Genomic DNA, 26933 nt, shown 5'->3' with positions numbered 1-26933 from the left:
TTTTTTACTTGCAAGTCCTAAGAGAGAACTCACAAATGACAAATGACCAATCCCTCACTATATCTGCTAATGGGATTTTTAGCGATCGCCTTCGGCAATTATCCCGCTATAGCCCAAATTACCAATGATGATACTTTAGGGACAGAAAGTACCGTAATTACACCCAATGTTACTATTAAAGGTGAGGCTGCCGATCGCATAGATGGCGGCGCAATCCGGGATAGTAATTTATTTCATAGTTTTCAAGAATTTAATATTGATGCCGGAAAAAGGGTTTATTTCGCCAATCCCCCAGGAATTACCAATATTCTTGGACGAGTAACAGGTAATAATCCCTCAAATATTTTGGGCACTTTGGGTGTGGATGGCAATGCCAATTTATTCTTCATTAATCCTCATGGTATAGTTTTTGGGTCTAATGCCAGATTAGATATTGGCGGCTCATTTGTCGCCAGTACTGCTAGTAGCCTTAACTTTGCTGATGGTTACCAGTTCAGTACAGCTGTATCTTCCACAAAATCACTGTTAACTGTCAGCGTTCCTACTGGCTTACAATTTGGGACAAAGCCTGCCAGTATCGTTAATAGTACAGTTAATGGTTTAGAAGTCCAGCCAGGAAGAACTTTAGCTTTGGTTGGCGGTGATGTAATTTTAGAAGGTGGAATTGTTAGCACCATTGATGGGCGAATTGAGTTAGGGAGTGTTGCGAGTAATAGTTTAGTTAGTCTCACACCCATACTCACTGGCTATCATCTCAGCTATCAAGGCGTGCAGGAATTCCAAGATATTTTGCTTTCACAGCAAGCTAGCGTTGTTACAAATGGTAATGCTGGCGGTAACATTCAAGTGCAGAGTCGTCATTTGCAGATTCAAGATGGTTCGGTGATTCAGATAAATACCTTAGGGACAGGGACAGCCAGCAGTTTAACGGTAAATGCTTCCCAGTCCCTAGAAGTCATCGGGGCTGCACTTAATGGTCAAAATCCTAGCGGTATAGCCACGGCGACAATCGGTACTGGAGATGGGGCTTCCTTAAACATTAATACTCCTGTGCTGCGAATTCGTGATGGGGCACAAATTTATACTTTCACGAATAGCCAAGGAAAAGGCGGAGATTTGACTGTTAATACTTCTGCTGTCGTAGAATTGAGTGGTATAGTCCCCTCTCCTAGCATCTTGATAGCTACAACCCAAGGGCCAGGAGATGCAGGTAAGTTAACGATTAATACTCCTGTGTTACTAATTCGCGATGGTGCAGAGGCTTCATCTGGAACCATATCAGATGGACAGGGAGGAAGCGTGATTGTCAATGCTTCCGAATTAATTCAAGTAATTGGTATTTCTCCTAATGGTAGCAAGCCCAGTGCTTTAATTGCTGTGACTCAAGGTCAAGGCGATGCAGGTTCCTTGACGATTAATACTCCGGTGTTACAAGTTTTGGATGGGGCGCAGGTTTCGTCTTCCACTCGTTTCTTCGGTAAAGGGGGAAATTTAACAGTAAATGCGGCAAAATTAGTCCAAGTAATTGGAACAGCAGTCAATGGTCAATCTACTGTCTTAGTTTCGCAAACTGAAGGTCAAGGAGATGCAGGTTCTATAACAATTAATACTCCTGTATTTCAAATCTTAGATGGGGCGCAGGTGGGATCTGGCACTTTTGGCGCAGGAAAGGGAGGAAGTTCCACTATCAATGCTACGGAATTAGTACAAGTTCGCGGTACTACACCCAATGGTCAGCGTTCTAGTGGTTTATTTGCTTCCAGTAGACAAACAGGAGATGCGGGTTCTTTAACAATTAACACTCCTATATTGCAAATCTTGGATGGAGCGCTGGTGTCAGCTAGCACTTTTGGTTCTGGGAAGGGCGGAACTGTAGCAGTTAATGCTTCAGAATCTGTAGAAGTAATTGGTACTGCCGCTAATGGTATAAATCCTAGCAAATTAGATGTGCAGGCTAACCGTAGAGCAACGGGAGATGCTGGTTCCTTAACTATCACTACCCCTGTATTACTTGTTCGCGATGGGGGACAAATTTCCACTAACACCTTTGGTTTGGGAAAAGCCGGAACTTTAACTATTAATGCTTCCCAATTAGTGCAACTAACAGGAACCTCAGCTAATCAGCAAATTTCTAGCGGTTTGTTTGCACAAACAGAAAATCGAGGAGATGGGGGTTCTTTGAGAATTCAAACTCCTGAGGTACTAATCTCTCATGGAGCACAAGCCACAGTTGGTAGTACTGGAGAAGGGATTGCGGGTAATTTAAGCATTACTGCCGATAAAATCAGGCTGGATAACAGCAAGATAACAGCCCAAACCCGCTCTACTAATGGAGGTAATATTTCCCTAGATATCAAAGAATTTCTCATTTTGCGCCAAAATAGCCAAATCTCCACAACTGCGGGGACTGCAAATGCAGGTGGGGATGGTGGTAACATCACGATTAACTCTCCATTTATTATTAGTGTTGCGCAAGAAAATAGCGACATCACCGCCGATGCTTTTCAAGGTCGAGGCGGGAAGATTAATATTTCTACCCAAGGAGTTTTTGGACTTCAGTTTCGCGCGCGACAAACTGATTTTAGTGACATCACTGCTAGTTCGGAGTTTGGGGTTGCAGGTGTAGTAGAAATTAGTGACGCGGATGTAGACCCTTCTCAAGGACTGACAGAATTACCTACAGATGTTGTCAACGTTGCGGGATTAATTAATCAAAATCTTTGTGTGGCTGCGAGTCAGGGTAGTGAATTTATTGTCACAGGTCGTGGTGGTTTACCTTCTTCTCCTCGTGAAGTCTTAAACCCAGATGCAGCTTGGGAGGATTGGCGATTAGTACAACCACAAATTTCATCAACACCAGCAGCTAGAACTAGCGATGAGCAACAGCAGCAACAAGATGATCCATTGCAGAAAATTGTTGAAGCTCAAGGTTGGGTCAAAGGTGCAGATGGTGCGGTGAAGTTGATTGTTGAACCTGTTGTAGTTACACCTGCGGGTAGTTGGTTTAATGCTCCCAATTGTCAGGGGTTGAGGGAAAAAGCATGAAGTTTTGGCGCTTGATATTGATTGCAACTTTGAGTTTGCTGTTTACTTTGGGTATTTCAGCTTTATTTCCGATTACTGCCCAAGATTCGGCGATCGCACTTTTGCAAGCTGGAAAAAAATATTATGATGCTCAACAGTTTGCCCAAGCTGCGCAAACACTGCAACAGGCGGTAAAAATTTCCCAAAATGCCAAAGATGTGCTTCAGCAAGCGCAAGCTTTAACTTTTACATCTTTAGCGCAGCAAAAATTAGGTCAATGGCAACAAGCACAAGTAGCAGTTCACGAAAGCTTGTCCTTATTAAAAAATTTACCACCCGGTCAACAGGCCGATCAAGCCCGCGCCCAAGCTGAAAATGCGCAAGCACACTTGCAACTAGCCATAGGTAATGGAGAAGCGGCTTTAGAATCTTGGCAGAATGCAGAATTATTATATAGTCGCTGTGGCGATCGCACTGGCGTTATTGGTAGCCGCATGAATCAAGCTTTAGCGATGCAATCTTTAGGGCTTTATCGTCGCGCCAACAAGATTTTAACTCAGTTAGAACAACAAATTGACCAACAACCAGATTCTGCATTTAAGGTCACTGGCTTACTAAATCTGGGCAATATTTACCGCCAATTGAGGGATTTAGAACATTCTCAAGAAATTTTACAAGCTGGTTTGGCGATCGCGCAACGAGTCGGTTTACCCCAAGCTGAAAGTCAAGTCTTACTCGCTTTAGGTAATAGTGAGATAGCTTTAGCCAGAAGAGCAAAAGCAGTTAAAGATACAGAATTGATTCAAGATTATATCCAAAAAGCCTTAAATCGCTATCAACAAGCAGCCAAAATTGCCACTTCACCACTTATCCAAGCTCAAGCCAAGCTCAACCAAATGGCTGTATTAATTGAAAGCGAACAGTTATCATCTATTACGACTTTAGTACCAGAAATTACTGCTGTTTTACAACAATTACCGCCTAGTCGCTCCGCCATTTATGCGCGTGTCAATTTTGCACAAAATCTGATTAAATTGGATAGCACAGCTAAAGAGATTCCCCAAATATTAAATGTAGCTGTTGAACAATCTCAAAACCTAGCAGATCAACGAGCCGAATCATATGCCCTGGGGATTTTTGGTGAGTTATATGAAAAAACATCTGCATGGGAAAATGCTCAAAAATTTACTCAATCTGCTTTGATAATTGCTCAAGCGAGTAATGCTTCAGATATTACTTATCAATGGCAATGGCAGATGGGAAGAATTCTCCAATTTCAAGCAGAACAAAAATCAAATAATCGCGATGCTAACCCCGAAGCAATTAATTATTATATCCAAGCTTTTAATACTCTCAATAATTTGCGCGGCGATTTAGTTGCTCTCAATCCAGATATTCAATTTTCTTTCCGCGAGACTGTAGAACCTGTATATAGACAATTAGTAGATTTATTCCTGCGCTCTCCAGAACCCAGCCGCGAATATCTCAAGCAAGCTCGTAACATTATGGAAGCCCTGCAATTAGCCGAATTAGATAATTTTTTTGGCGATGCTTGTGCTAAACCAGTAGCGGTAAATATTGATAATTTAGACCCTAACGCCGCAGTTATTTATCCAATTATTTTACCCGACAGATTAGAGGTAATTATTAAATTACCAGGTGTAGATAATTTACGTCGTTATGGCAATCAAAATGTTTCCCAAGTTCAAGTAGATAAAACTGTTCAACAACTGCGACAATCTGCTGAAAAATTAAGTACTAGCCTGATTCAGCTTAAAAGGCAATCTCAACAATTATATGACTGGTTGATTAAACCTTTTGAAACCGAATTAGAAATTACTAGTAACCGCGAACAAAGCCAAATCAAAAACTTAGTATTTATTTTAGATGGTTCACTACGGAATTTACCGATGTCCATGCTTTATAATGGACAAAAATATTTGATAGAAAGATACGCAGTCAGCGTTACATCTGGATTACAATTACTAGAACCAAAACCTTTAAAAAGAGAGAATTTAAATGTTTTAATTGCTGGTGCTACTAATGCTCCTAGCTTCCAAAAAGAAGGTTTAGGAAATATAGATAATGTCGCTTTAGAAATGACAGGAATTAAACAAAGAATTGAACGCAGCCAAATTCTGGAAAATCAAAATTTTATTCAAGAAAATATCCGTCAACAAATTAATTCCCATCCTTTTAATGTTGTTCATTTAGCAACTCACGGTAAATTTAGTTCTAATCCAGAACAAACTTATATTTTAGATTGGCAAGAACGCATTCGCGTTCAAGATTTAGATCAATTACTACGTTTAGATTATCAAAGAAGTAATAAGCCAATTGAGTTACTAATTCTTAGTGCTTGCGAAACAGCCAAAGGTGATAACCGCGCTGCTTTGGGATTAGCCGGAATCGCAATTAGTGCCGGCGCACGCAGTACTCTGGCTGCAATTTGGCAAGTTAATGATGCTTCCACCGCTGAATTTATGATTAGGTTCTACCAAGAACTTAATCAGCCCCAAATTACAAAAGCAGAAGCATTACGTAATGTTCAATTAGCGTTTCTTAATCAATTTCCTCAGACAGATTTTCATCGCCCCTATCATTGGGCATCTTTCATTTTAGTAGGGAATTGGCTGTAATTTGAATTTTAGAATTTAGATTGGGAATTTTGGCTGAAAAAGCTGGATTTATTGCCAATTTCCCACCAAAACGTAAGGGGCCCAATAATATGGATGGGGAGGAAGATTTTTTAACTCAGGAAAAGGTGGATTCGATTTTAAAGATTCTAAAAGCGATAGTTGAGCTTTTCTAAATGCTTCTATTTGTTTGGTTCCTGGCTGTTTCAGGTTTTGATAAAATTGACCCATGAATAAGGCTGTAGAAGTATCTCCTACAGGCCAAAGAGTCGCCAGAGTACTACGCGCACCTGAACGCACAGCCATACCAGCTAAGCCTAAAACAGCACGTTCATCACCAGTAGCAGTTTCACAAGCACTCAGCACTAACAATTCTACTGTGGTACCTGTTTCTTTCAATAATTTACTCAATTCATCAATACTAATACTTTGACCATCTCCAGTAATAATGAAATTTCTCTGGGGATTGGAACTAAACAATCCATGAGTTGCTAAGTGAACTACTGGAAAATTTTGTTGCAAATTTTTTTGAATTGTTTTAGCAGTAAACTCTTGATTGAGTAGTTTTTGAGAACCGGGGAAAGTTTGTTTAATTTGCTCTAATTCCTTGGGTACGTTAACTAGTGCGGCAAAAAACTCTCCTTGGACTTTAAGTTGCTCACTCACTCCTGCTGCTAATACTCTTAACTGTTGTCTTTGCAATTTTTGCGGTGAGATGAGTTGCAGGCTAGGAACTAAGGCGACGCTATATTTCTCGATGAGATATTTCTGTCCATCATAAAGTGCTGCTATGGGTACTCTTTGTAATCTCCCGTTTAAGACAAATACTAAATTTTTAATTTGGTTATTGTTTAACTGATTCTCAAAAGGCTTAATTAGCCAGTTATAAACTTCTGCAAAAATTGGTAAAAGCGTCTCAATATTTTCTTTTAATTCTCTGGGGTTGGGGTTAGATGTTGAGAAAATATTCCGAGCAGAGTTATTAATACTACTGTTATCTAAATAATCGTAGAGTTTATCTAGAGTCTCATTTACTTCTGGTTCAGTGATGGGAATTTTTACTGCTTGTAAAGGTTGTCCTGCTAAGGAAAGAATTACTTCTATTCTATTTGGTAAAACAATCGGATATACAACGGCGGCGGTGGGGTCAATATTATCAATTTGGACGGCAATATCTGTGGCTTCGGAACAGGGGTCTTGAAAGAAGTTATCTAATTCAGCTAATTGCAAAGATTCTATAACTCTGCGGGCTAACTCTAAACTATCTAGAGTTTTTTTTGTCTCAACTTTTTGGCGATTAATGTTAGGATTGGGAACTATGAGGTAGTTTAATTCTTCATTGCTGAGATTTGATTGCAATAGCAAATCTACTAATTCTGTATAGACAGGTTTAACTTCTTGGATAAAATCAAATTGAACGTCTTGATTGTTGGCATTTAAATCGCTACGCAGGGATTGAAGAGTGTTGAAAGCAGCGGTGTAAGCTGCGATCGCGCCTTTGGGATCTCTCTGTTTTCGCAGTAAACTTCCTAACTGGGATTGCCAAAGATAAGTAATTTCCCTAGCATCACCATTAATATTTTGTTCCTGAGCTAACATCAAGGCTTGCCGCGTAAGTTTTGTAGCCTGAGTTAGCTCACCCTGTTTATAGTAAAATTTCCCTAGGTAGCCTAGGGCATAGGTTTCAGCTCGTTTATCTTGTAAATTCTGCGCCTGTTGCAGTGTATTTTTTAATAAATTTTCCACTTCTGGTGTTTGGGCGCTTTGCAGTAAAGATTCAGCAAAGTTAATCTGGGCATAAATTCCAGGGCGACTGGGAGTCAAATTAGCTAGTTGCGGTGGAATTTGACTTTGCAAAGCTTGAGCATTTTGACTCAGTTGCAATTGTAACTGGGCGTTAAAATCTTGGGCGCGCTGGATTAATTTAGATTCAGTGAATCTCGTCCAAGAAGCAATCCGGCGGTTAGTTTGTTCACTCCACCATTTTTGTAGTTCCAGTAATAGCTGAAAATGATTGAGTTGGGCTTGAATTTTGGGAATTGGTGGTGCTGATGCTATATTTACTGCTTGCTGATAGTAGTTGAAAGCTTTTTGGTAAGGCGCTAGTGCATCAGCAACAGATTTCCGATCAATAATTTCTGTAACTACATCATAGTCCCAGCGATCGCGGATTTGGTTACCTAAAGTGCGTTCGGTGTTAGCTAAACTCAGTAACACAGCGCTTTTTGCTGGTGATTCGCTCAGCGATGCTAAACTTAGCTGCAAAATTTCTTGCGATTTTTGCAATAAACCCTGTCTGCGCAACACATCACCAAGACTCTGTAACCCAATGGCTTGAGTGGGAGTTAGGGAATCTTGCTGTTGTGCAAGATTTTTCTGGAGTTGTTCGATTTGGCTGACACTACAGTTAGGGTTGGGAATAGCAAAAACTTGCAGTAAAGCCTTGCAAGCTTTGGGATAAAGTCCTAAATCTTGTAAAGCCTGGGACTGATTGATCAGGCTTTTAGTCATTCCTTCGCGATCGCCTATTTTCTCATAAGTCTCAGCCGCTTTTTGCCATAACTGTACTGCGGCTTCTAAATCTCCAGCATTGTATCGCCGTTCGCCATCTCTGGCTAACTCTAAAGCCCTAGAATCAGCATTTTGTTGAGAACAAGAAGATTCTGGAGAACAGTTAGGACGCGATATCACTTGTAAACTAGGAGAATGCGACCAAGCAGGGATAGTAAGACTTGATAATAATCCTAATAAGCCGGAAAAAATAAATATTAAAAAACGACGGTACTTTTTATAAATCATATTTGTTAATAGTCAGTTGTCAGTTGTCGGTTGTCAGTTGTCTTTCTCATTTGCTCTCATTGCTAGCCCCTAGTATTCTGTCAATTTTTTTGGTAGTGCGGGCATCTTGCCCGCGTGAGCGAGACGCTCACACTACAGTCCCTCATTTCTTTTCATCGCTAGCCCCTAGTATCAAAACGCTTTATACTCCAACTGAAAATATAAACCGTTGTCTTGCCATGTCCGTTTGTTGGTATCAAGATTTACCAATGGTATGCCCCAATCGAAGCGTGCTGTAAATTGCTCGCCCATTTGCCATAGCAGCCCCAATCCCGTACCTACTAAGGTATTGGGCTGGGAATTTTCTCTGCCTGTATTCCAAACAGTGCCAAAATCAATAAATGGGGCGACTTGTAAAGTTCCTTTGACTTGGGGGAAGTTGGCGATGGGTAATCGCAGTTCTGCGGAAGCAAAAAAGCCATTATCGCTAAGTAAAGCGTCTTGGCGATAACCCCTTACTGTTCCTTGACCTCCCAAGCTAAATTGTTCTAGGGAAAGTAAAGAGGTAGTCGCCAATTGTACATTGGAACGCAACAACAAAGTAGGCGCAATCGCAGTTTGGGTTTTTGGCTGAGCGAGAAGGCGTAAATATATCAGTTGTCCTCGCCAAAGAAAATAACGGCTGTCTGGTTCGCTGTTATTAACGGTGGCGTTAAAGGCTCCAATTCCCAAGTTAAATTCGGAACGGGCGGCGAAGACTTCTTGGCGACTTCGTTGTAGCCATTCTTGAGCAAAACTCAATGCTGATAATCTTGTTTCTCCTTGGTTGTCGGCTCCAGGAAATAAGGGAAAATTCACGCCTTGAATAGAAGAATTACTTTCCCTTCTAGCGGCGGTGAAACTTAATGTCAGTTCTTGGCTAAGATCTGGAGTGGCTCTTTGCAGAATGGGTTGACGAAAAGAAAGTTCAAACTCACGGGAATCTACGGCGATATCCAACTCATTAAACGGCGGTTCGATAATTTTGTTGTTACTAATCCGATAGTTAAAACCAATACTGCCATTACGGGCATTGACTGGCAAGGTATAACCGCCTTCAAAGCTATTGCTACCATCGGTATTTTTGTAAGTAAAATTAAAGCGATCGCCTAATCCTAAAAGACTAGCTTCTGATATGGCGATACTACGTTCTAAACTGCCAACGCTGGGGTTGCGATTATTATTCAGATTGAGTTGGGCGCTAAAAGTTTTCGCCCCCCTGACGGTGACTGTCAGTGCATTTACACCAGGCCTAGTTCCAGCGGTGAGTTCTGCATCTAAGCTTTCAATTAAGGGATTGAGTTGCAGCAGTTGCAACGCTTCTTGGAGACGGTTGATATTTAGTGGTTTATTAGTTGCGATCGCAATCCGACTGCGGACATAATCAGGGTTCAGCCGTCCTTTGATGACATTGACTTGAATATCTGACAACCCACCTTCTACTACTTGAACTTTAATCACCCCAGAGCGAAATTCCTGTGCTGGGATGTAAGCACCAGAGGTAATATATCCCCTTTGCACATACAATTCGGTGATTTGATTAGCGGCTTTCAGCAGTTCGGCAAAAGTAATTGGTTTGCCAGTAAAATTAGCGATCGCAGAATTTAACTCCCCTTGACTAAATGCTGTATTTCCCACAAACTCGAACCGCTGCACAGTAATGGTTCCAGGAATATCTAAAACTTCATCAGGGGTAGGCGGTGGTGTAGATGGAATTTGAATTGGTGGACTTGTTGGCGGTAAGGGATTAGGTGGGGTTTGTTCTGGCGGCTTAGGCGTCACCGGATTAATCGACTGGGCGGAAGCAGAGTTGGTGTAATACAGCAGATACAACAGCAGTATCAAGCTGAAACAAGGAGATAAATTAATTCTCTGTTGCCAAACATTAGTTCCCACAGTAATTTTTAGACTAGGATCTTGCATTCTCCTCTGCGACTCTGCGTGACATCAAAAATTTACTTCATTTCTGGGAAAATCTCCCTAAAACCATCAGATCCAATCATTTTATTGCTGACAGTTAGATGAAGTTAACCCAGAATTATAAGGACTCGAATTTGGCGATTGACTGGCGAGAACCACCACACCTTGCTTATTCACATACCACCCTCTTGCAGGTAGGGGTAATTGGGAAGTAGACTGCACCTCTGTAGCTGCACTAGCAGCAGGCTCAAAACTAAATAAAGCACCACTACTTAGCTGTTCGCTAGGACGAGGTGGTAAACCTCCACGTCCAGTAATGGTAAATTCACTGCGGTTTTGACTTGTTGTTGCCCGACAAGCTTGCGCTACCACTTGTTCTGGTTTTGCTACCTGTTGCGGTAAATCCACAACTTCAAAGTTACTTTCTACCTCTGGCGTGGTGATGCTGATTTCTCCTGCAATTCCGAGTTGAGAACTAGCACTAATTTGGCAAGTCGGACAGACAAAGAATCCTCTGGTATTGATGCTGATATTTCCGCCCCTACCCGCAACCGCATCGGCAGTAATCTTGCTTTCTTCCAGCAACGCCACAAAGTTGGCAGGGCTAAAGCCTGTAATATCAATGTTGCCACCATTACCAGTACCACCCGCTGTGGCAGATATCTGGCTGTTATTACGCATGAGTACAGAACGTGTTTGCAGGGAAATGTTACCACCTTCACCAGAGGTAGTAGCAGCGGATATAGCTCCTTGATTATCTAGAAAGATGGAGTTAGCCACAACTTGCATATTGCCGGCATTTCCCGTTCCTAAACTTTGCACATCAATTTTTGCCCCATCGCGGACAATCAAGCTATCTGTAAAAATTCTGATGTCGCCAGAAGCCCCAGTAGCTATCAGTTCTGGTAAAGTAGCGCGACCCGCTGCCGCCGATATGCCCCCTAATGTCAAATCCCCAATGGTGGTACCACTGAGTTCAATCGACTCGGAAGCGTTAACGGTTAAAGTTCCCCCTATCCCCGCACCCAAGGTAGCAGTTGATGCATCTGCCCCATCCCGGAGAATCAATTTCTTGGTATTAATCGTTAAATCCCCTGAGCGGGAAGCACTAAAGCCTGTGGTTCCCAAACCACTAGGAAATCTCGGATCGGGTAAAACTCCCGCAATTTCTACAGATTCGCGAGCATTAACAATAACATCGCCTCCTGCACCCCCTAAAGGAATGACGATATTGGGAGGGAGGGAAGATCCTGTATTACTACCAATCACCCCGTCTTCAACAAACAAATTGCCAGTGTCAATTCTAATATCACCACCCTGTCCTGTACCAAAAGTTGTGTTGGTATAGATTCCCGTTAGTAACGCGGCTCCTGGTGGAGTTCGCTGTATTTGGATACTATCAGCAGCGTTAATTTCAATACTTCCACCTTGACCGTTACCGAAGGTGGCGCTGACAAAAGTACCGCCATCTTCCAAGAATAACTGTTTGGTAGCAACTTTGATGTCACCTGCTGTACCCGTACTGCCAATGACGTTTCCTGTTTGAATGGCAGAACCATTGATTTGGATAAAATCGGTGGCCAAGATATTTAGATCCCCACCGACCCCCTGAGTAAATGTTGGGTTAAATATTATGGCTCCGTTACGCATAACTAGGGAACTAGTTTCTAGATTGAGGTTACCAGAACTACCTGCACCGGCATTGCTCATAAAAATGCCTGTTCCTCTGTCAGTAGGCTGGAGTGAACCTAACAGCGCTCCTACTTGAAAAGTGCCTTGCATCTGGGCAAATCCAGTACCCACTATTTCTACTGCGTCGGTAGCACGGATATTAATATCTCCTCCCGTACCATCACCAAAAGTAGATGCAGATAAGAAGGAGCGATCGCTAATCGTCAATTTACCCGTATCAATGATCAAGTTCCCACCAGAGCCAGCACCTTTATTGTCTGCCGTAATCGTCCCTGCACTATTTAGCAAAATAGAGCCTGCATTCACTCTTAGTGTTCCTGCATCCCCTGTGCCATCATTCCTCACGGTCAGTTGCGCGCCATCTGTGACCATCAAGTTTCTAGTGTTAATCGTCACATCTCCTGAATCACCACTGGGCACAGCGGGCACTCGCAATAACTGTTGCAAGCTCTCATCAACGATGTTAGCTGAGGACACGATCAGGCTAGGATTCACAGAGCCAGGAACTGTGCCACTAACTTCTACAGCGTCTTCTGCGTTAATAATTACGCTGCCAGCAGTGCCACTAGCTAAGGTAGAAGCATCAACTCTCCCGCCATCTTTAACAACCAACCGCTGAGTATTGATTGTCACACTTCCAGCCCTACCCGGGCCGCCAGTACCTGCTGTCACGGCGCTAGGGGTGAAAACACCAGGCGTGACACCGATCAGTTCTACCAACTTCGCGGCATTGATCGTCACATTCCCACCAGAGCCTGTACCAGCAGTGACCGAGGCAATACTTCCCCCTGAAAGTGCTGTTAACTGTTGTGTTGACACAGTCAACCTTCCCGCATCACCAGCCCCAAAAGTTGCTCCTGTAATATTACTGAATCGGCTGGGGTTAACTGGTGAGAACCCCAACACTTTCACAGAATCCACTGTGTTGATCTCAATATTCCCACCGGGCGCAGCGGTGTAGGTAACCGCAGAGATAGCCGCTCCATCTTGAATTAATAAGTTGGGGGTAGAAACTGTAATATTACCGCTTCTACCACCGCCAAGAGTTTCTGTAAATAAGTTGCTGGAAATTTGGCCGTTAGCTGTCGTACCGATTAAGGATAAGGAATCAGACGCTTTAACATTAATCCCACCTGCTGACTCATTACCCAGAGTTTGAATTAAGACAACTGAGCCATCCTTAATGCTAATATTTCTTCCTTGTAGCTGAATTGAGCCGCTACCTATACCACTGGTATCTGCTAAAGCTTTTTGTGATAAGGAAATATCCTGAAAGTAGGTCACTCCTTGATAGCCTAAATTCCAACCTTGAGAATTAGAATCGAGACTTACCAAGCCTCCAGCTACGCTACCTAAATCAATGCGTCCGCCTTTAGCTGTAACAGTTCCACCCTCAAAGTTAATGTTCCCGCCTACCAAGGCTAGGGTTTTTCCTGGTTCCACCTTGAGTCCAGTGCTATCCCCAATCGTAAAGGGTGAGAATATCGGGCTTTGTAAAGTTATGTTATGTCCATTCCCTTGGACGCGAATCCCTTGGGGGTTCTGGCCAAATTGCAAGCCAATGGGCACGCTAATAGTTAGTTGGGGGGAAGCTGAATTGCTGGCACTAAATTCAGCACCATCAGCAAATTTGACGCTATTGGCTGTACTTGCCAAAAATGAGCCACCAATCCTGAGTTGGGCTTGGGAGCCAAAGTTAATGCCACTGGGATTGATCAGGATAAAATTAGCACCATAGTTTTCCCGGATAAGTCCATTGATATGGGAAATTGACCCACCTGTGACTCGGCTAAAGATGTTGGTAACATTATTTACGTTGGCTGTGTTGTGAAAAAAAGCCTCACCACCCTCAGGAACCGTGAAGTCTCGAAAGCTATGGAAAAGGTTACTACCTAATTGCGTTCCTCCGGTAATTTCAAAGCTTGTGCCAGTTTGAGTAACATTACTAGGATTAGGAAGTGTGGTATCTGAAGATATTTGTGCAGTGGCAGAAAAACTAGCAATTAAACAGCAAATATAAACACTACCAGTAGCGACAATTTGGCGAGATATTTGTTTCATTATGCATAGGGGAAATGAAGCCCACGTAAAAATTACTTAAATGTTTTTTTAGTTTAATTTCAGTAAATCTAACTAAAAAATAATCATAATATTATTGAGTGTATATTCAAGCCTAAATTTTGGTCAATAAAGGGAGTGAAGCAATATGAATAAGTGGCTGTCTTGGGTAAATCTAGGGATGACTCCAATATTAGCTATGGGTGCGATAGCAGCAATGTCTGCGCCCAGCAAAGCCAACGATTTCCAAGTCTCTTGCAAGGTTAACGCCAGTACGCCAACAGTAATTTTGACGTTAGTTCAAGCTGGAACTACCAAAGATTACACTATTTTAAACTTTCTGCCACAATACTTCTCGCCTACGGATGCTTGGCAAAAGTGCGAAAATACAGCTAAAACTTTACAGAATCTTTATGAGACTGGTAGTTCCAAATATTTAACGACTGATAAGCTAAACAATCAACCTGTTGTTTGTGCTGTAGAACGCAGAGGCATCGGTTGCGATCACTATAGTGCGGAAATATTATTTAGTTTTAAATCATCTGAGAACCCCTCTCAAGCTTTATATGAAATGTTAGGTAGGGATTTTAAACAAGCACAACGTCCCGATGTCCGGACTATTAGCCGTACTTATACGGAGACTAAGCCTTTTTGGTGGCCATTTTAACTAAAGATGGGGCATGGGGCGAGTAACTAGCAGAGGAGGAAGAGAAAGATTATTTTTCTCTTCCTCCTCTGTACCCCTGCTTTTGGTGACAGAGCAAAAGCAAGGTGCTGCATTCTCGGCTTTTTTGTCTTTCCCTTCTGTTTAACTAGGGCAAGCTCTTTTACCTTGTTCTGCGGCAGGGTAATCTGGTTTAAGTTTTAGGGCTTGATCGAAAGCAGCGATCGCTCTTTGAGCTTGTCCGAATTTACACAGGCTTAATCCCAAATAATACCAAGCTTCAGCTTTTTCATTATTAGTTAACTGGGGACGCTCAATCAAAGAGTAAAATTGCGCGATCGCTTGATCGTCTCGCTTTAAGTTTTGCAAGGCAATTCCTTTACCGCGTAAGGCAATAAAGTAGTTAGGATTGTATTTTAATGCTTGCTCGTAAGCTTTGAGAGCGCCTTCATATTCTTGCTTTTGCAATAACACTCTGGCTTGATAAGTCAACCCAATAGCTAGTTCTTTGGCATTTGCATCTTTGCGTTCAGTTTCCCAAATCTGTTTTAATAACTTGATTCCTTGATTAATCGTCTCTAGGGCTTTATCAGGTTGTTTAAGCGTAATTAAAGCTTCGGTTTTATTAATCCAGAACACGGGATCTTTAGGGTTAAAGCTGATTGCTTTATCAAAAGCGGCGATCGCTTCTTCAGATTGTTTCAAATTATACAGTGCTTCTCCTCGGCAATTCCAGGCATAAACTGCTTCTGGGTTGATGATAGTTGCCGTCGTGCAGGATTCTAGCATCTGGTTATAATCTTTTAGCCCCGCTAGTGCATAACCCCGATTAGTCCAAGATTGGTAGTAGTTGCTATCGAGTTTTAAAAGTTTGTTATATTTTGCGATCGCTTCTTGATGCTTTCCTTGCTGTAATAAAGCATTACCTTGTTTGAAAATTGTCTCTACTTGTAACCATCTAAAAACACTGAAACCTAAAACCATGACGCTAGAACCGCAAACCATTAAACCAGCTATGGCTAGCAACACCAAGAACCGTTTAGTTCCTTTCGGTTCAGGTGAAGTAACAGTATTACCGACAGTCCAAGTATGAGTAGCTGGTATGGGATTATATATAGTTGTTTGCGCCAAAGACGCACGAATAATTTTCTCTAACTCCAACTTTACCCAATGGCGATTAAAAACTGCTTGATAAATCCGGTTCCCCAGTTTTAGCTTGTCTTTTTTGAGAATTACCAATCCTATCCGTAGTAGTTCTGCTTGTTCGCGACTGCGATCGTCATTGGGGATTTCTTCTTGTTGCCAAATCTGTTGATACAATTCCAACAGCAATAAGGAGTCACACTGATGATTATGAATCAGACTTTCGTGTATGCTTTGCAAATGTTCAGCTGCAACTTGAGTTTCCCAATTTTTAATTAAACTATTTTCTACTAGCTGTTGCACTGTTGCAGCTTCTGCACCTGCGGCAATAAAAATATCTGAATCAGCCAGTATTTGACATATTTTTTGCGTCAGAATCGGTTGTCCATCTGTCCATGACAATATTTCTGCAATGACAATTTCAGGACAAGCAGCCTTTTCGTCTAATTTATATAATTTAATATTGCTGGGGCTAAATAATCTTAACCTGACTGATTCCTGCTCGATCCAATTGCGATCGAAAACTGCTTGGTAAATGCGGTTGGCAACTTTTAATTGATCTTGTTGTTCTACAATTAATCCCAAACGCAACAATTCTGCCTGAGCAGAACTGCCGTTAGTGGGGACTGCACCCTCTTGCCAAATTCGTTGATATAATTCCAACAGCGATAAGGGATCGTATTGCTGATTGTGAATTATACTGTCGCGGATGTATTGCAAATGTTCGGAGGCAACTTGAGTTTCCCAATTGTTAATCAGCCTATTTTCTACCAGTTGTTGCACTGTTCCAACTTCTGAACCTGCGGTGAGATGAACTACTGACTCTGCCAGTAATTGACAAAGCTTTTGCGTCAAAATCGGTTGCTCGTTTGTCCAGGCTACCACTTCTGCCAGCAATACCTCCGGATCGCTAGCTTTTGCGTCTAATTCGGCATTTTTGCGGCTAAATAATTTTATTTTTACTGATTCCTGCTCGATCCAATTGCGATCAAAAACTGCTTGATAGATGCGGTTAGCAACTTTTAGCTGGTTTTGTTTCTGCACTACCAATCTTAAACGCAACAGTTCTGCCTGTTCTGGACTATCATTGCTATTGATTTCGCCTGCTTGCCAAATTCGTTGATATAATTCCAACAGCGATAAGGGATCGCATTGCTGATTGTGAATTATACTGTCACCAATTCCTTGCAAATGCTCAGCAGCAATTTGAGTTTCCCAATTTTTAATTAGGCTATTTTCTACTAGCTGCTGCACTGTTGCGGCTTCTGCACCTGCGGCGATCTCAACTTCTGATTCCGCCAATAAGCGACAAAGTTTTTGGGTGAGAATCGGCTGTCCATCTGTCCAAGCCAGCACCTCTGCTAGTAAAACTTCTGGATTGCTAGCTTTCTCATCTAATTTAAATAGCTTGATAGTACTACGGCTAAATAGTCTTAACCTTGCGGATTCCTGCTCTATGGAGTTGGCAGCAAAAGCTGAATTCTCAACAGGGTTCGAGACTTTTAAGTTGTTCTGCTGTGGTAGTACCATTTCTAAGTTTAACTTTGCGATCTGCACTGGACTTTGTGAACTTGGAGATGCGCCCTGCTGAGTAAGATATTGCTGTAATTGGGACTCTAAAGCAAGATGTTCCAAAAAAAATTTAATTGTCGTGGGTTTCAACCAACCCTTAAGTACTGCTAATTCGCCAAAGCGGAGTTTCTTCTGCTGTTGTTCCACTAAAATAGTGGTGATTTGCTGCTGATTTAACAGCCCAGCTTTTTCTAAATATTTTCCCAAAGGCTGTTTTGTTTTCTGCTCTAGTAAAGTCGGCCACTGCTGAGAGAAAAAATCAGCCGTTTCTTGTTTCAGCCATCCGTGCAACGCTAAAATTTCACCAAGCCGCAATCCAGTAATGTGGGACTGCTCTTGCAAAGCAATCTCTAACTGTTCAGATGAAATGAGGTCAGCCTGTTGTAAAACTTTACCTAGCGGCTTCATAATCCCCAGGGATATTAAGTTATGAAAATAAGCGAATTGATGTTTTTTTAATTGATATCAAAAAATTATGATACCATTGTCACTTAATTTTGACTATTCTCATTTCTGAATTAATACTAATTCTTCATAAAATTATCCTGGGGTAAGCAAGCAGCTTTGCATCCATATCTATAACTAGCCAGCTTTAGCTTGTGGATATACTGCTAGCTGCTGCCTCAGTCAGAACGGAAAATATTTCCATAACTTAATTTCCTGATGTTGCTGCATATTAATTTTTTGACAATTATTACTTAATCATATTTCTCTATAAAGATACACTTATAACATGAAAATCTTTCTTTTCCATGACGCCAGTACTCTACGAGAAACCGCCCTCCGGGCGTCTACGCTCAAGTCGGGAAACCCGCCCACGCGAATGGCTCCCCAATGCCCATTTTCAGCTTAGTACGCTTTTAGGCAAACTAATTCTTCGAGCTAAAAAGCCTCCGGCGAAAGATAAAAACTTCATCCGGAGGATTTTCTCATCAGAGGAAACTTGAGCTAATTAACTTTGAAAGTCTCTACAGTTGCTTGTAATTCTTGGGAAATTTCTACAGTTTGTTTGAGAGATTGGGAAGCTTGATGAGAGTAGGAGCTAGTGAGATTTGAAACTTGATAAATCTCCTGCATAAGTTTGCTGACTGCTTGCGATGTGTTGACTTGAGACTCAGTTGCTAAAGAAATTGACTGGACTAAATCATCAATTTGTTGGGATACTTGGAGAATTTGATTCAGGGAATTTTTAGCATTTTCCACAATGGTAGTACCTTCAACTACCTGATTAGTTCCCAATTCCATCGCTGTCACAACTTCATTGGTTTCCCGTTGAATTTTATCAACAACTTGTGTAATTTCTTGAGTCGCTTCCGAACATCTAGCAGCTAGAGCAGCAACTTCTTCTGCAATCATCGCAAAACCTTCGCCTTCAACACCCGATCTTGTAGCTTCTAACCCTGCATTAATTGCTAAAAAGTTAGTTTGCATAGCTATTTGATTGATCAAGGCAACCACTTGGGAAATTTGTTGAGAAGATTCCCCCAGACGCTTAACTTTCTTAGCTGTGTCGCCAATTGTTGAGCGCAATTTAAAGATATTTTGTACAGCCTGATCTATAGCTTTGCCATTTTCTTGGACAGCACCAGATGCTGTGTGGGCAACTATTGCCGCCTGTCTAGCGCGATCGGCAACAGTAGTAATGGAGTCCTTCATCTGGTCTATACTAACTAAACTCAAGCTGATATCATCTGCTTGTTTGACTACAGTATCGGCAAGTTGGTGAATGGCGACTTCGTTTTCGCTAATAGATGTATTCACCTGAATTGCAGATGTTTTGACTTTGGTGACAATGGCTCTGAGACTTTCCACAATGGAATTGAAAAAGTCAGCGACAGTTCCCAATTCTCCCATTGTCACTTCCGAACGTACAGTCAAATCACCTTGGGATGCACCTTCAATATCTTTGAGAAGAGTGAGGATTTGCTGTTGTAGAGCTTCGTTGTATTGGCGTTGTTCAATTACAGCTGTTTCTGCATGGAAACGGGCGGTGTCTATTTGCTCTAGAAGATAGGATTGCTCTAATGCATAGCCTACGGGAATTGCTACCTGTCTCAACAATTCGATTTCTAATTCTTGCCATTTACGAGAACTAGAACATTGATGAGCAATCAACAAGCCATATAGTTTATTGTCTAGCAAAATGGGTGCAACTAAATTTGCTTTGACATCAAATTTTTCTAGTTGATTAATATGGCAATCTGTTAACCCAGCCGCATAAATGTTTTCTAATGCTTGTACCCGTCCATTCTGGTATTTCTGAACATAATCATTGGCAAAACAAGGATCGGCAATCTCTTGTCCTAAAGTGCTAGACCAATCATCATCAACGGATTCAGCAATAATTTTACCTACCCAATTTTCGTCAAAACAATAGATCAGCACCCGATCGGCGTTAATGGCTTCTCTAATACTGGTGACTGCTACATTGAGGATGTGTGTTGTGTTGAGGGAACCACGAAAACTAGCAGTAATTTCATTGACTAGCTCTGATAATTGAGCTTTATTTTCTAGGCGAATTGCTTGCGCTGTCATCGCATCTGCCATGCGATTAAAAGTACTAGCTAATTGCCCAACTTCGTCGTTAGTCAAAATCTCACTGCGAGCATAGCGATCGCCACGAGCAAATTTTTGGGCTGTTTCCTCTAACTGCTGGAGCGGGTTGACTATTCCCCGCTTTAACATAAATGTCCAGAAGATGATGAGTATTAACGCTATGTTAATTGCGGCTACTTCTACCCAAAAACTATTGGCTAACAATTGATTTAACGCTGTTTCTGGAGTTCCTCGAACTAAAATAGCTACAGATTTTTCATCAAAAACATTGGTGGCTTGCTCATCTGTTTCCAGAATTTTATCGGGTACAGCTTGGGCCGCCATTGCATAAGTTTGGTTACCTAATTTAATTTTGGCTGTAACTGGGGTACCTTTAGCCTTTGCTGCTGCTGTCAATAAAGCTATGTCTTGTTGAGGTAATTTAACGTTACTTTGGGCTTGATTAATATTTGTCTGTTGACCTTTATCTAAAGATGTGGCTAGGGAGAATTCACCGTTGGGTTGGCGTACATAAACCGCACTGTAGCCCCCGGAAGTAGCTTTTAATGTATCTTTGACAATCTGGTCTTTACCATTGACAATATCGCCAGCAATTAAAGCGCCAATAACTGCTTTGGTGTCAGGATTTTTGATTGGTGTTACTGTATAGCGAATCAAAGCATTTTGGTTGTTAAGACCGGAAGGTAATATGGGTAATTCTTTACTCAGTTCTTCTAGACTAATAGTTCTGCTAGCTTTAATTGTTTGGGGATTAGTGAAAACATCACCAACTAAATTATCAGGATTGAATACTTCACCATTGCGGTTGGTATTAGCATTGGCAATAATCTGAAAATTCTCCCCGACTAAGGTGACATATTCAATTTTATTGACCTGACTTTGACTAGCTAGTATTTGCTTGACTTCTGCTTGTAATTCCTGGCTTAAAGTTTGCCCTGATGAATGTAAAAGCGCTGCTTTTACAAGTGTGGGGTTTTCAGCTTGACCCATCAATCCTAAAGCCATTTGATTGACTTTATTGTTGTAATTAATATCTGCGATCGCTAACTCTGATTTTGCTTGCTCCAGAGAGATATTTTGTAAACTATTAGTTATTAAAGTTCTGCCTACTATACTGATACAGCCAATACCTATTAATTGCGATGCTGTTAAAGCAATCAGTTGCTTGTGATTAATTGAAAGATTCGCAAATCGCTGAAATAAAGATTGCTTGACTGCTTGGTAATCAGCCTTTTTGGCTTGGATTTGGGAAAAAAATCCGGAAGAATTGCTATTAAATTCAACATTAAATTGTGATTTTAACGAAGATAGCTGGGATTTGCCTACCAATCCATTTTTAGCGGGATGTAATCCATTGTTCATAAATCAATTTTTACCTGTCAGTCAGTTAGTCTACCCCAATTAACACAGTCAACTTGCTCAACTACTTGCTTGGGAAAATAGAAGAGTCAACTGCCAGCCTGTTTGTCAAAAAGGAACTTTAAATGAAAAGAAATACTAGTTATTTATCACTGAAGCCGTATGGAAGCTATACCCTCGATAATCTAGCAGTAACGGCTACAAATAATGTATAAATAGCCACAATAGCTGATTGTGCTATTTATTGCATACTAATAATATAATACTACTATTGGTATATGTACATAAATTAATAGCTAATTCGTACTTTTTTAAGTTAGTTTTACTCACGAAAATTTTATAAAAATTGCTTAAAAATGCTTTATAATAGTACGTCTTTCATTTTTTAAATAAACTCTACAAAGCCTGCCTGGATTGTTTATACCAGTAATGAAGAACCATGAAAATTGCTAGATTTTGTGGTGGACATTCTTGCTTGTTCTGTAATTCACAACAATTGTCCCAGTTGCCGAAACTGAAAGAGCAGAATGAAATATTTTGCAAAAAATACCACTATTATTATGTTAATGTCAAGTCGCTAACCAGCTAAATGAGGGTTGGTTTAATTACGTTGAAGCAAAGTGTGTGACATGGATATTTTATTTACTTGTAGGGTATAAGTAATAGATTTTTAACATGTCTAATCTTTGGAAATTTTTGCAGAAATATATAGACAGAAACTAAAATTTACAGTTAGATAGGTATTTTTGTCAAGTCGATAAAGCGAGCGTGAAAGTTAGCCATTTTTACATACAAAATACATAAATATGGCTGAGATTGTTGTGATTAAATTTAGGTTAAGACTATAAAATGTGGCAGGTTTATCTATAATCTTTATAGAAAATATATGCTAATCAAAATTTTATAAATAAAGTCAGAAGGCATCCTTAAGGAAAGTTGCAGCGATGGTCAGCAACCATGAACAAGATGGGGATGAGGTAGACAACTCCAAGACAGCAGTACTAGCCATTTTTCTAGGATAGATTCTCCCCATTCTGCCGATGTCATTGATGAGTAAAACAGGACAGGATATGAGCATCTAAAAAAACTGACGGTGAACATAGATGTCTTCATTACTAGAATTGTCTAATAGTTTGGCTGATACCGTAGAACAAGCGGGAATTGCTGTAGTTGCAGTGAATGCTGGTACCAGGTTTTCTCCTAGCGGGATTCACTGGCGTCAAGGCATTATTGTGACCTCCGATGAGTCACTGGGGCGTTATGATGAAATTACGGTGACTTTAGCCGATGGTCGTTCTGTGGCTGCTACACACCTGGGGCATGACTCTAGCACTGATGTTGCGGTATTCCAGCTAGAAAATGTCGAAACTCCTGTAGCCAAAATCGGTGATGCCTCTAGACTAAAAGTCGGTAATTTGGTATTAGGCATAGCTAGAAGTAGGGAAGGTGACTTGCGGGCGGCTTTAGGTGCTGTCAGTGTAGTTAGTGGCGCATGGCGGAGTATGAGTGGCGGTAATATTGACCAATTCATCCGCCCGGATATTACTCTTTACCCAGGCTTTGCTGGCGGATCTCTGGTAGATGCAGCTGGTTATGTAGTGGGGATGAATACATCAGGAAGGCGAGGGACAGCTTTAACTATCCCAGCAGCTACAGTTAATCGTGTGGTTGACCAATTGCTGGCGAGAGGTCATATTGCAAGGGGTTATTTGGGTGTGGGAATGCAACCTGTACGCTTACCAAATAATCTGATTACAGCTTTAAATTTAACTGCTACTACTGGCGTAATTGTGGTCAATGTTGAATCTGGAGGCCCCGCTGACAATACAGGTGTACTGCTAGGGGATATATTGATAAAATTCGATGGTATGACTGTCAACGATACTGGTGATGTGATGGCGTTACTTAATAGTAGCGATCGCGTCGGTCAAACTGTCCCTGTACAAATAGTGCGGGGTGGAGTGTTAGTGGAAATAGCGATCGCAGTTGGCGAACGTCCATTTGAGCAATCCTCACATCCAGAAGGTGCAGAAAAACCTGATGCTTACTCCCATCACAGACGCGGGAGACATGGTAAAAGAGGTGGGCGATAGTCAATAGTCGTTTGTTCTGATACTCTCCACCTTTTGATGAAGATGAATACCACAATAATTATGCAGTTCAACGACGAATTAGCAACCCTCGCTGCTAAGTTAAGCCAGGCTGTGGAGGCGACATGATCCGGGTGATGGTCGTTGCTACTTCTCCTGTGGTGCGGGTGGGTTTAGCAGCTGTTGTTGGGAGTGCAAGTACTCAGATGACGGTGGTGGGAAGTGCGGCTAACTTAGATACTTTGATCGAGGAAGTTGGACAATTACAGCCTGATGTAGTGCTGCTAGATTTAGGTAGCAATCCCCAAGGATCAATGTGGGAAAAATTGTTGCTGATTCAACAGGAACAAGATGCTGTAGAATTCTTGACGATCGCAGAAGCACCAGAAAGTATTGATTTAGAAGCTGCAATCCGTTCTGGTATCCGGGGGATATTACCTGGTGACAGTACAGAGTCAGAGATTATCGCTGCGGCGATCGCGATCGCTCAAGGTTTAGTGGTGCTACATCCAGATTTTTTAGCGTTACTACCCATGCGGGAAAAATTGGCAACTAACCCCGTAATTACTTTGACGCCAAGAGAAATTGAAGTATTAGAAATGCTTGGTTCTGGCTTAAGCAATAAAGCGATCGCTAAACAATTGCAAATTTCTGAGCATACTGTAAAGTTTCATATCTCATCTATTTTTCAAAAGTTGGCTGTCTCTAGCCGCACGGAAGCTGTGACTGTTGGTGTCAGGTTGGGGTTGATTATGCTTTAAGAAAACTCCCAAAAATAAATAACAGCTTCACGGTTGACTGTTGACGGTGAATAAATTGGCGAAACTGCAATGAACCTATGTCTCAATGTAGGACAATTGTATTAATTTTCGGTCATGATAGATTTATTGACTAATTGATTGGTGAAGTCTGCGGTTGAGAAATTAGATCCAAGTCTCCAGTCAAAAATTCTATAATGTCAGACGCTAATTTTATTCCTACAGTGACACAAGAATCTCTTTACCCAGAATTATCTGAGCGATCGCCTGTTACTACCTTTCGCCAAGAAGCGATCGCCCGGATTCGCAATAGTCTGCGTCCGGGACAACAGCAAATGGCTGATTGGTATGCTGGCCCCTTGGCTGTTTCTGCTGTCCCTGGTGCTGGTAAATCTACGGGTATGGCGGCGGCGGCGGCGATTGCGATCGCCCGTCAGTATGAACATGCAGCCCAATCGCGCCAAGCTTCTCGTCGCCAATTGGTAGTAGTGACTTTTACACGCTCTGCCGCTGCTAATATTAAAGCTAAAATCCGCAAATATTTACGCGATGATTTATCTCTACCCCAGACTGGCTTTGTCGTTTATACCTTACACGGTTTAGCTTTAAACATCGCTAGTCGCCATCCGGATTTATCTGGATTGCAATTAGAAAACGTTACATTAATTACACTTAACCAAAGTCACCGCTTCATCCGTACAGCAGTTGAACATTGGATTAGCAAGAATCAAAGTACTTATTTACGTTTATTAGAAGGTAGCCAATTTGACGGTGAAGAGACAGAAAGATTACGTCGTCAATCGGTATTAAGAACAGAAGTTCTACCAGACTTAGCAACTACAGTCATTCATGAAGCCAAAAGTTCTGGTTTATCACCAGATGATTTACGAAATTGGAGTCAACAAACCACAGACCCATACACAATTTTAAATGTAGCTGCTGGCTTGTATGCAGAATATGAGAATTTAATGCGATCGCGTGATTTTATCGATTACGACGATATGATTTTAGCTGCTTTGCGCGTTCTTGATAACGATAGCGCCCGCCGTATTGAGCAAAACCAAGTTTTCGCCGTTTTTGAAGATGAGGCGCAAGATTCCAGCCCTTTACAGACGAAATTGCTGGAGATTTTGGCCAGTGACGTGGGGGACAAGGGAGATAATTTTTCACCTAGTACTCAGCAGTCGCCGATTAATTTAGTCCGAGTTGGCGATCCGAACCAAGCGATTAACTCTACTTTTACCCCAGCCGATCCGATTTATTTTCGGCAATTTTGCGAAGAGTGCGATCGCTTGCGTAAATTGGCGACAATGGATCGAGCTGGGCGGAGTACACGAATTATTATTGCAGCGGCGAACTTTACCTTGGAATGGATCAATAGTTTTTACGGAGTCAAGATGCAGCAGTCATCCCATGACTCTATAGCTTCCCTTCCCTTCCGTCCCCAGAGAATCAGCCCTGTGGATACTGGCGATCCCCAACAAGATGCAAACCCCGTACCAGTCGGATTGGGATTAGAACTTTATACTCCTCGCGATATTCATCACACTGTAGAGTTACTGTCTAAGCGGGTGATTGACTTATTTGCTGAAGACCCCTCAAAGGTAAGTGCAGCAGTGTTAGTCCGGGAAAATCGCCAAGGACGCTGGTTAGCTGAGGCGCTAGAACCAATATGCAAAGAGCATAAAATTACACTTTATGATGTAGGCGAACGCGATCGCCGTTCTCAGATTCCCCAAGAAATTTTAGCTTTATTGCAATTTTGCGATCGCCCCCATTCCCCAGATTATCTCAAAGCTGCCCTTGAGGTTATGGTAGAACGCCAGCTAATTCCCACCCAAGACCTCAACGCCCTTGCTAGTTTACCAGAAGAGTTTTTATACCCTGGCCCCTTAACAGCACCGCAATCAGAAACAGTCCAAAAATCTTCACACCTGTGTCGGAGTTTACTCCGCGCCCGGTTAGAACTGCCAATCTATCAATTAATTCCCTTTTTGGCTTTGGTTTTAAGTTACGACCAAGCCGAACTAGCAACTGCTGATAAATTAGCAGAAAGAGTAAATCAGCAAACAGCTGGTAATAGTTCAATGGGATCGATGCTGTCAGCTTTAAGTGAAATTGTCAGTTCCGAACGATTTGAAGCGGTAGAAACCGAAGATTTAGAAGCACGTTACACCCGTACCGGTCAGCTAACAATTATTACTATGCACAAAGCCAAAGGGCTAGATTGGGACTATGTATTTCTACCATTTCTCCACGAAAATTTAATTCCTGGTCGGTTTTGGGTTCCACCACAAAGCCAATTTTTAGGTGACTTTACCTTATCAGAAGTGGCTCGCGCGCAAGTGCGTGCTGCTTTACACAATCAATCGCGTATACCTGAAGTTCACCAAGCATGGGAAATCGCTAAACATCTCAAAACCGCTGAAGAGTACCGTTTACTTTATGTAGCGATGACACGCGCCAAACGCTTATTGTGGATGTCAGCTGCGCAAAAAGCACCCTTTACATGGAGTAAACCGGAGAATTTACAAGAACAAGCACCCTGTCCAGTATTTCCTGCCTTAAAACGCCAATTTCCCAATTCTGTAATTTCTCTAGAGACGGCGGTTAAATCTGGTAGCTAGCAAACATTAATTATAAG

At 41.7% G+C, this 26933-nt stretch carries 11 protein-coding genes; 6 read left to right on the top strand and 5 right to left on the bottom strand.

All coding sequences use genetic code 11. From position 1 onward, the window contains the following. Positions 1–42 precede the first annotated feature (42 nt). Both H6G41_RS12065 and H6G41_RS12060 read left to right on the top strand, forming a co-directional pair. Positions 43–3045 (top strand): S-layer family protein, encoded by a 3003-nt coding sequence (locus H6G41_RS12065; RefSeq protein WP_190746432.1) that lies wholly within the window; start codon positions 43–45, stop codon positions 3043–3045. Further along, entirely contained in the window at positions 3042–5663 is a 2622-nt protein-coding gene (locus H6G41_RS12060; RefSeq protein ID WP_190746431.1) for a CHAT domain-containing protein, read from the top strand. Before H6G41_RS12065 ends, H6G41_RS12060 begins: the two co-directional genes overlap by 4 nt. A gap of 48 nt (positions 5664–5711) precedes the next feature. Here H6G41_RS12060 and H6G41_RS12055 read toward each other — a convergent pair whose 3' ends face one another. From H6G41_RS12055 to H6G41_RS12045, 3 genes are all read right to left on the bottom strand, one after another. Next, entirely contained in the window at positions 5712–8459 is a 2748-nt protein-coding gene (locus tag H6G41_RS12055) for a CHAT domain-containing protein (protein ID WP_190746430.1), read from the bottom strand. Positions 8460–8630: 171 nt separating this feature from the next. Beyond that, positions 8631–10400, bottom strand: a complete 1770-nt coding sequence (locus tag H6G41_RS12050) for a ShlB/FhaC/HecB family hemolysin secretion/activation protein (protein WP_190746429.1) — start codon at positions 10398–10400, stop codon at positions 8631–8633. Positions 10401–10481: 81 nt separating this feature from the next. Then, positions 10482–14150, bottom strand: a complete 3669-nt coding sequence (locus H6G41_RS12045) for a filamentous hemagglutinin N-terminal domain-containing protein (RefSeq protein ID WP_190746428.1) — start codon at positions 14148–14150, stop codon at positions 10482–10484. Between the two features lie 145 nt (positions 14151–14295). Between H6G41_RS12045 and H6G41_RS12040 the strand changes: the two genes are divergently transcribed. Continuing rightward, a complete protein-coding gene (locus H6G41_RS12040) occupies positions 14296–14814 on the top strand; it encodes a COP23 domain-containing protein (protein WP_190746427.1) in 519 nt (172 codons plus the stop codon). A gap of 141 nt (positions 14815–14955) precedes the next feature. Here the strand turns inward: H6G41_RS12040 and H6G41_RS12035 are convergent, their stop codons facing one another. Together H6G41_RS12035 and H6G41_RS12030 are read right to left on the bottom strand one after the other, a co-directional pair. After that, entirely contained in the window at positions 14956–17934 is a 2979-nt protein-coding gene (locus tag H6G41_RS12035) for a tetratricopeptide repeat protein (RefSeq protein ID WP_242037898.1), read from the bottom strand. A 540-nt stretch (positions 17935–18474) separates the two neighbouring features. Then, positions 18475–21444 carry a methyl-accepting chemotaxis protein gene (locus H6G41_RS12030; protein WP_190746426.1) on the bottom strand — a complete coding sequence of 990 codons (2970 nt, stop codon included), beginning with the start codon at positions 21442–21444 and terminating at the stop codon, positions 18475–18477. Positions 21445–22544: 1100 nt separating this feature from the next. Between H6G41_RS12030 and H6G41_RS12025 the strand changes: the two genes are divergently transcribed. From H6G41_RS12025 to H6G41_RS12015, 3 genes are all read left to right on the top strand, one after another. Beyond that, on the top strand, positions 22545–23534 hold the full coding sequence (locus H6G41_RS12025) for a S1C family serine protease (protein ID WP_190746425.1): 990 nt from the start codon (positions 22545–22547) through the stop codon (positions 23532–23534). A 122-nt stretch (positions 23535–23656) separates the two neighbouring features. After that, positions 23657–24292: a response regulator transcription factor gene (locus tag H6G41_RS12020; protein WP_190746424.1), complete on the top strand. Its 636-nt coding sequence runs from the start codon at positions 23657–23659 to the stop codon at positions 24290–24292. A 194-nt stretch (positions 24293–24486) separates the two neighbouring features. Then, the gene (locus H6G41_RS12015; RefSeq protein WP_190746423.1) at positions 24487–26916 is read left to right on the top strand and encodes an ATP-dependent helicase; all 2430 of its coding nucleotides are present in this window, start codon (positions 24487–24489) and stop codon (positions 26914–26916) included. Positions 26917–26933: the final 17 nt, after the last annotated feature.

The sequence above is a fragment of the Tolypothrix sp. FACHB-123 genome, from assembly GCF_014697075.1.
GTDB lineage: Bacteria > Cyanobacteriota > Cyanobacteriia > Cyanobacteriales > Nostocaceae > Aulosira.
The sequence above is the reverse complement of the archived record's forward strand: the minus strand, read 5'-3'. Positions and strand labels throughout refer to the sequence as shown.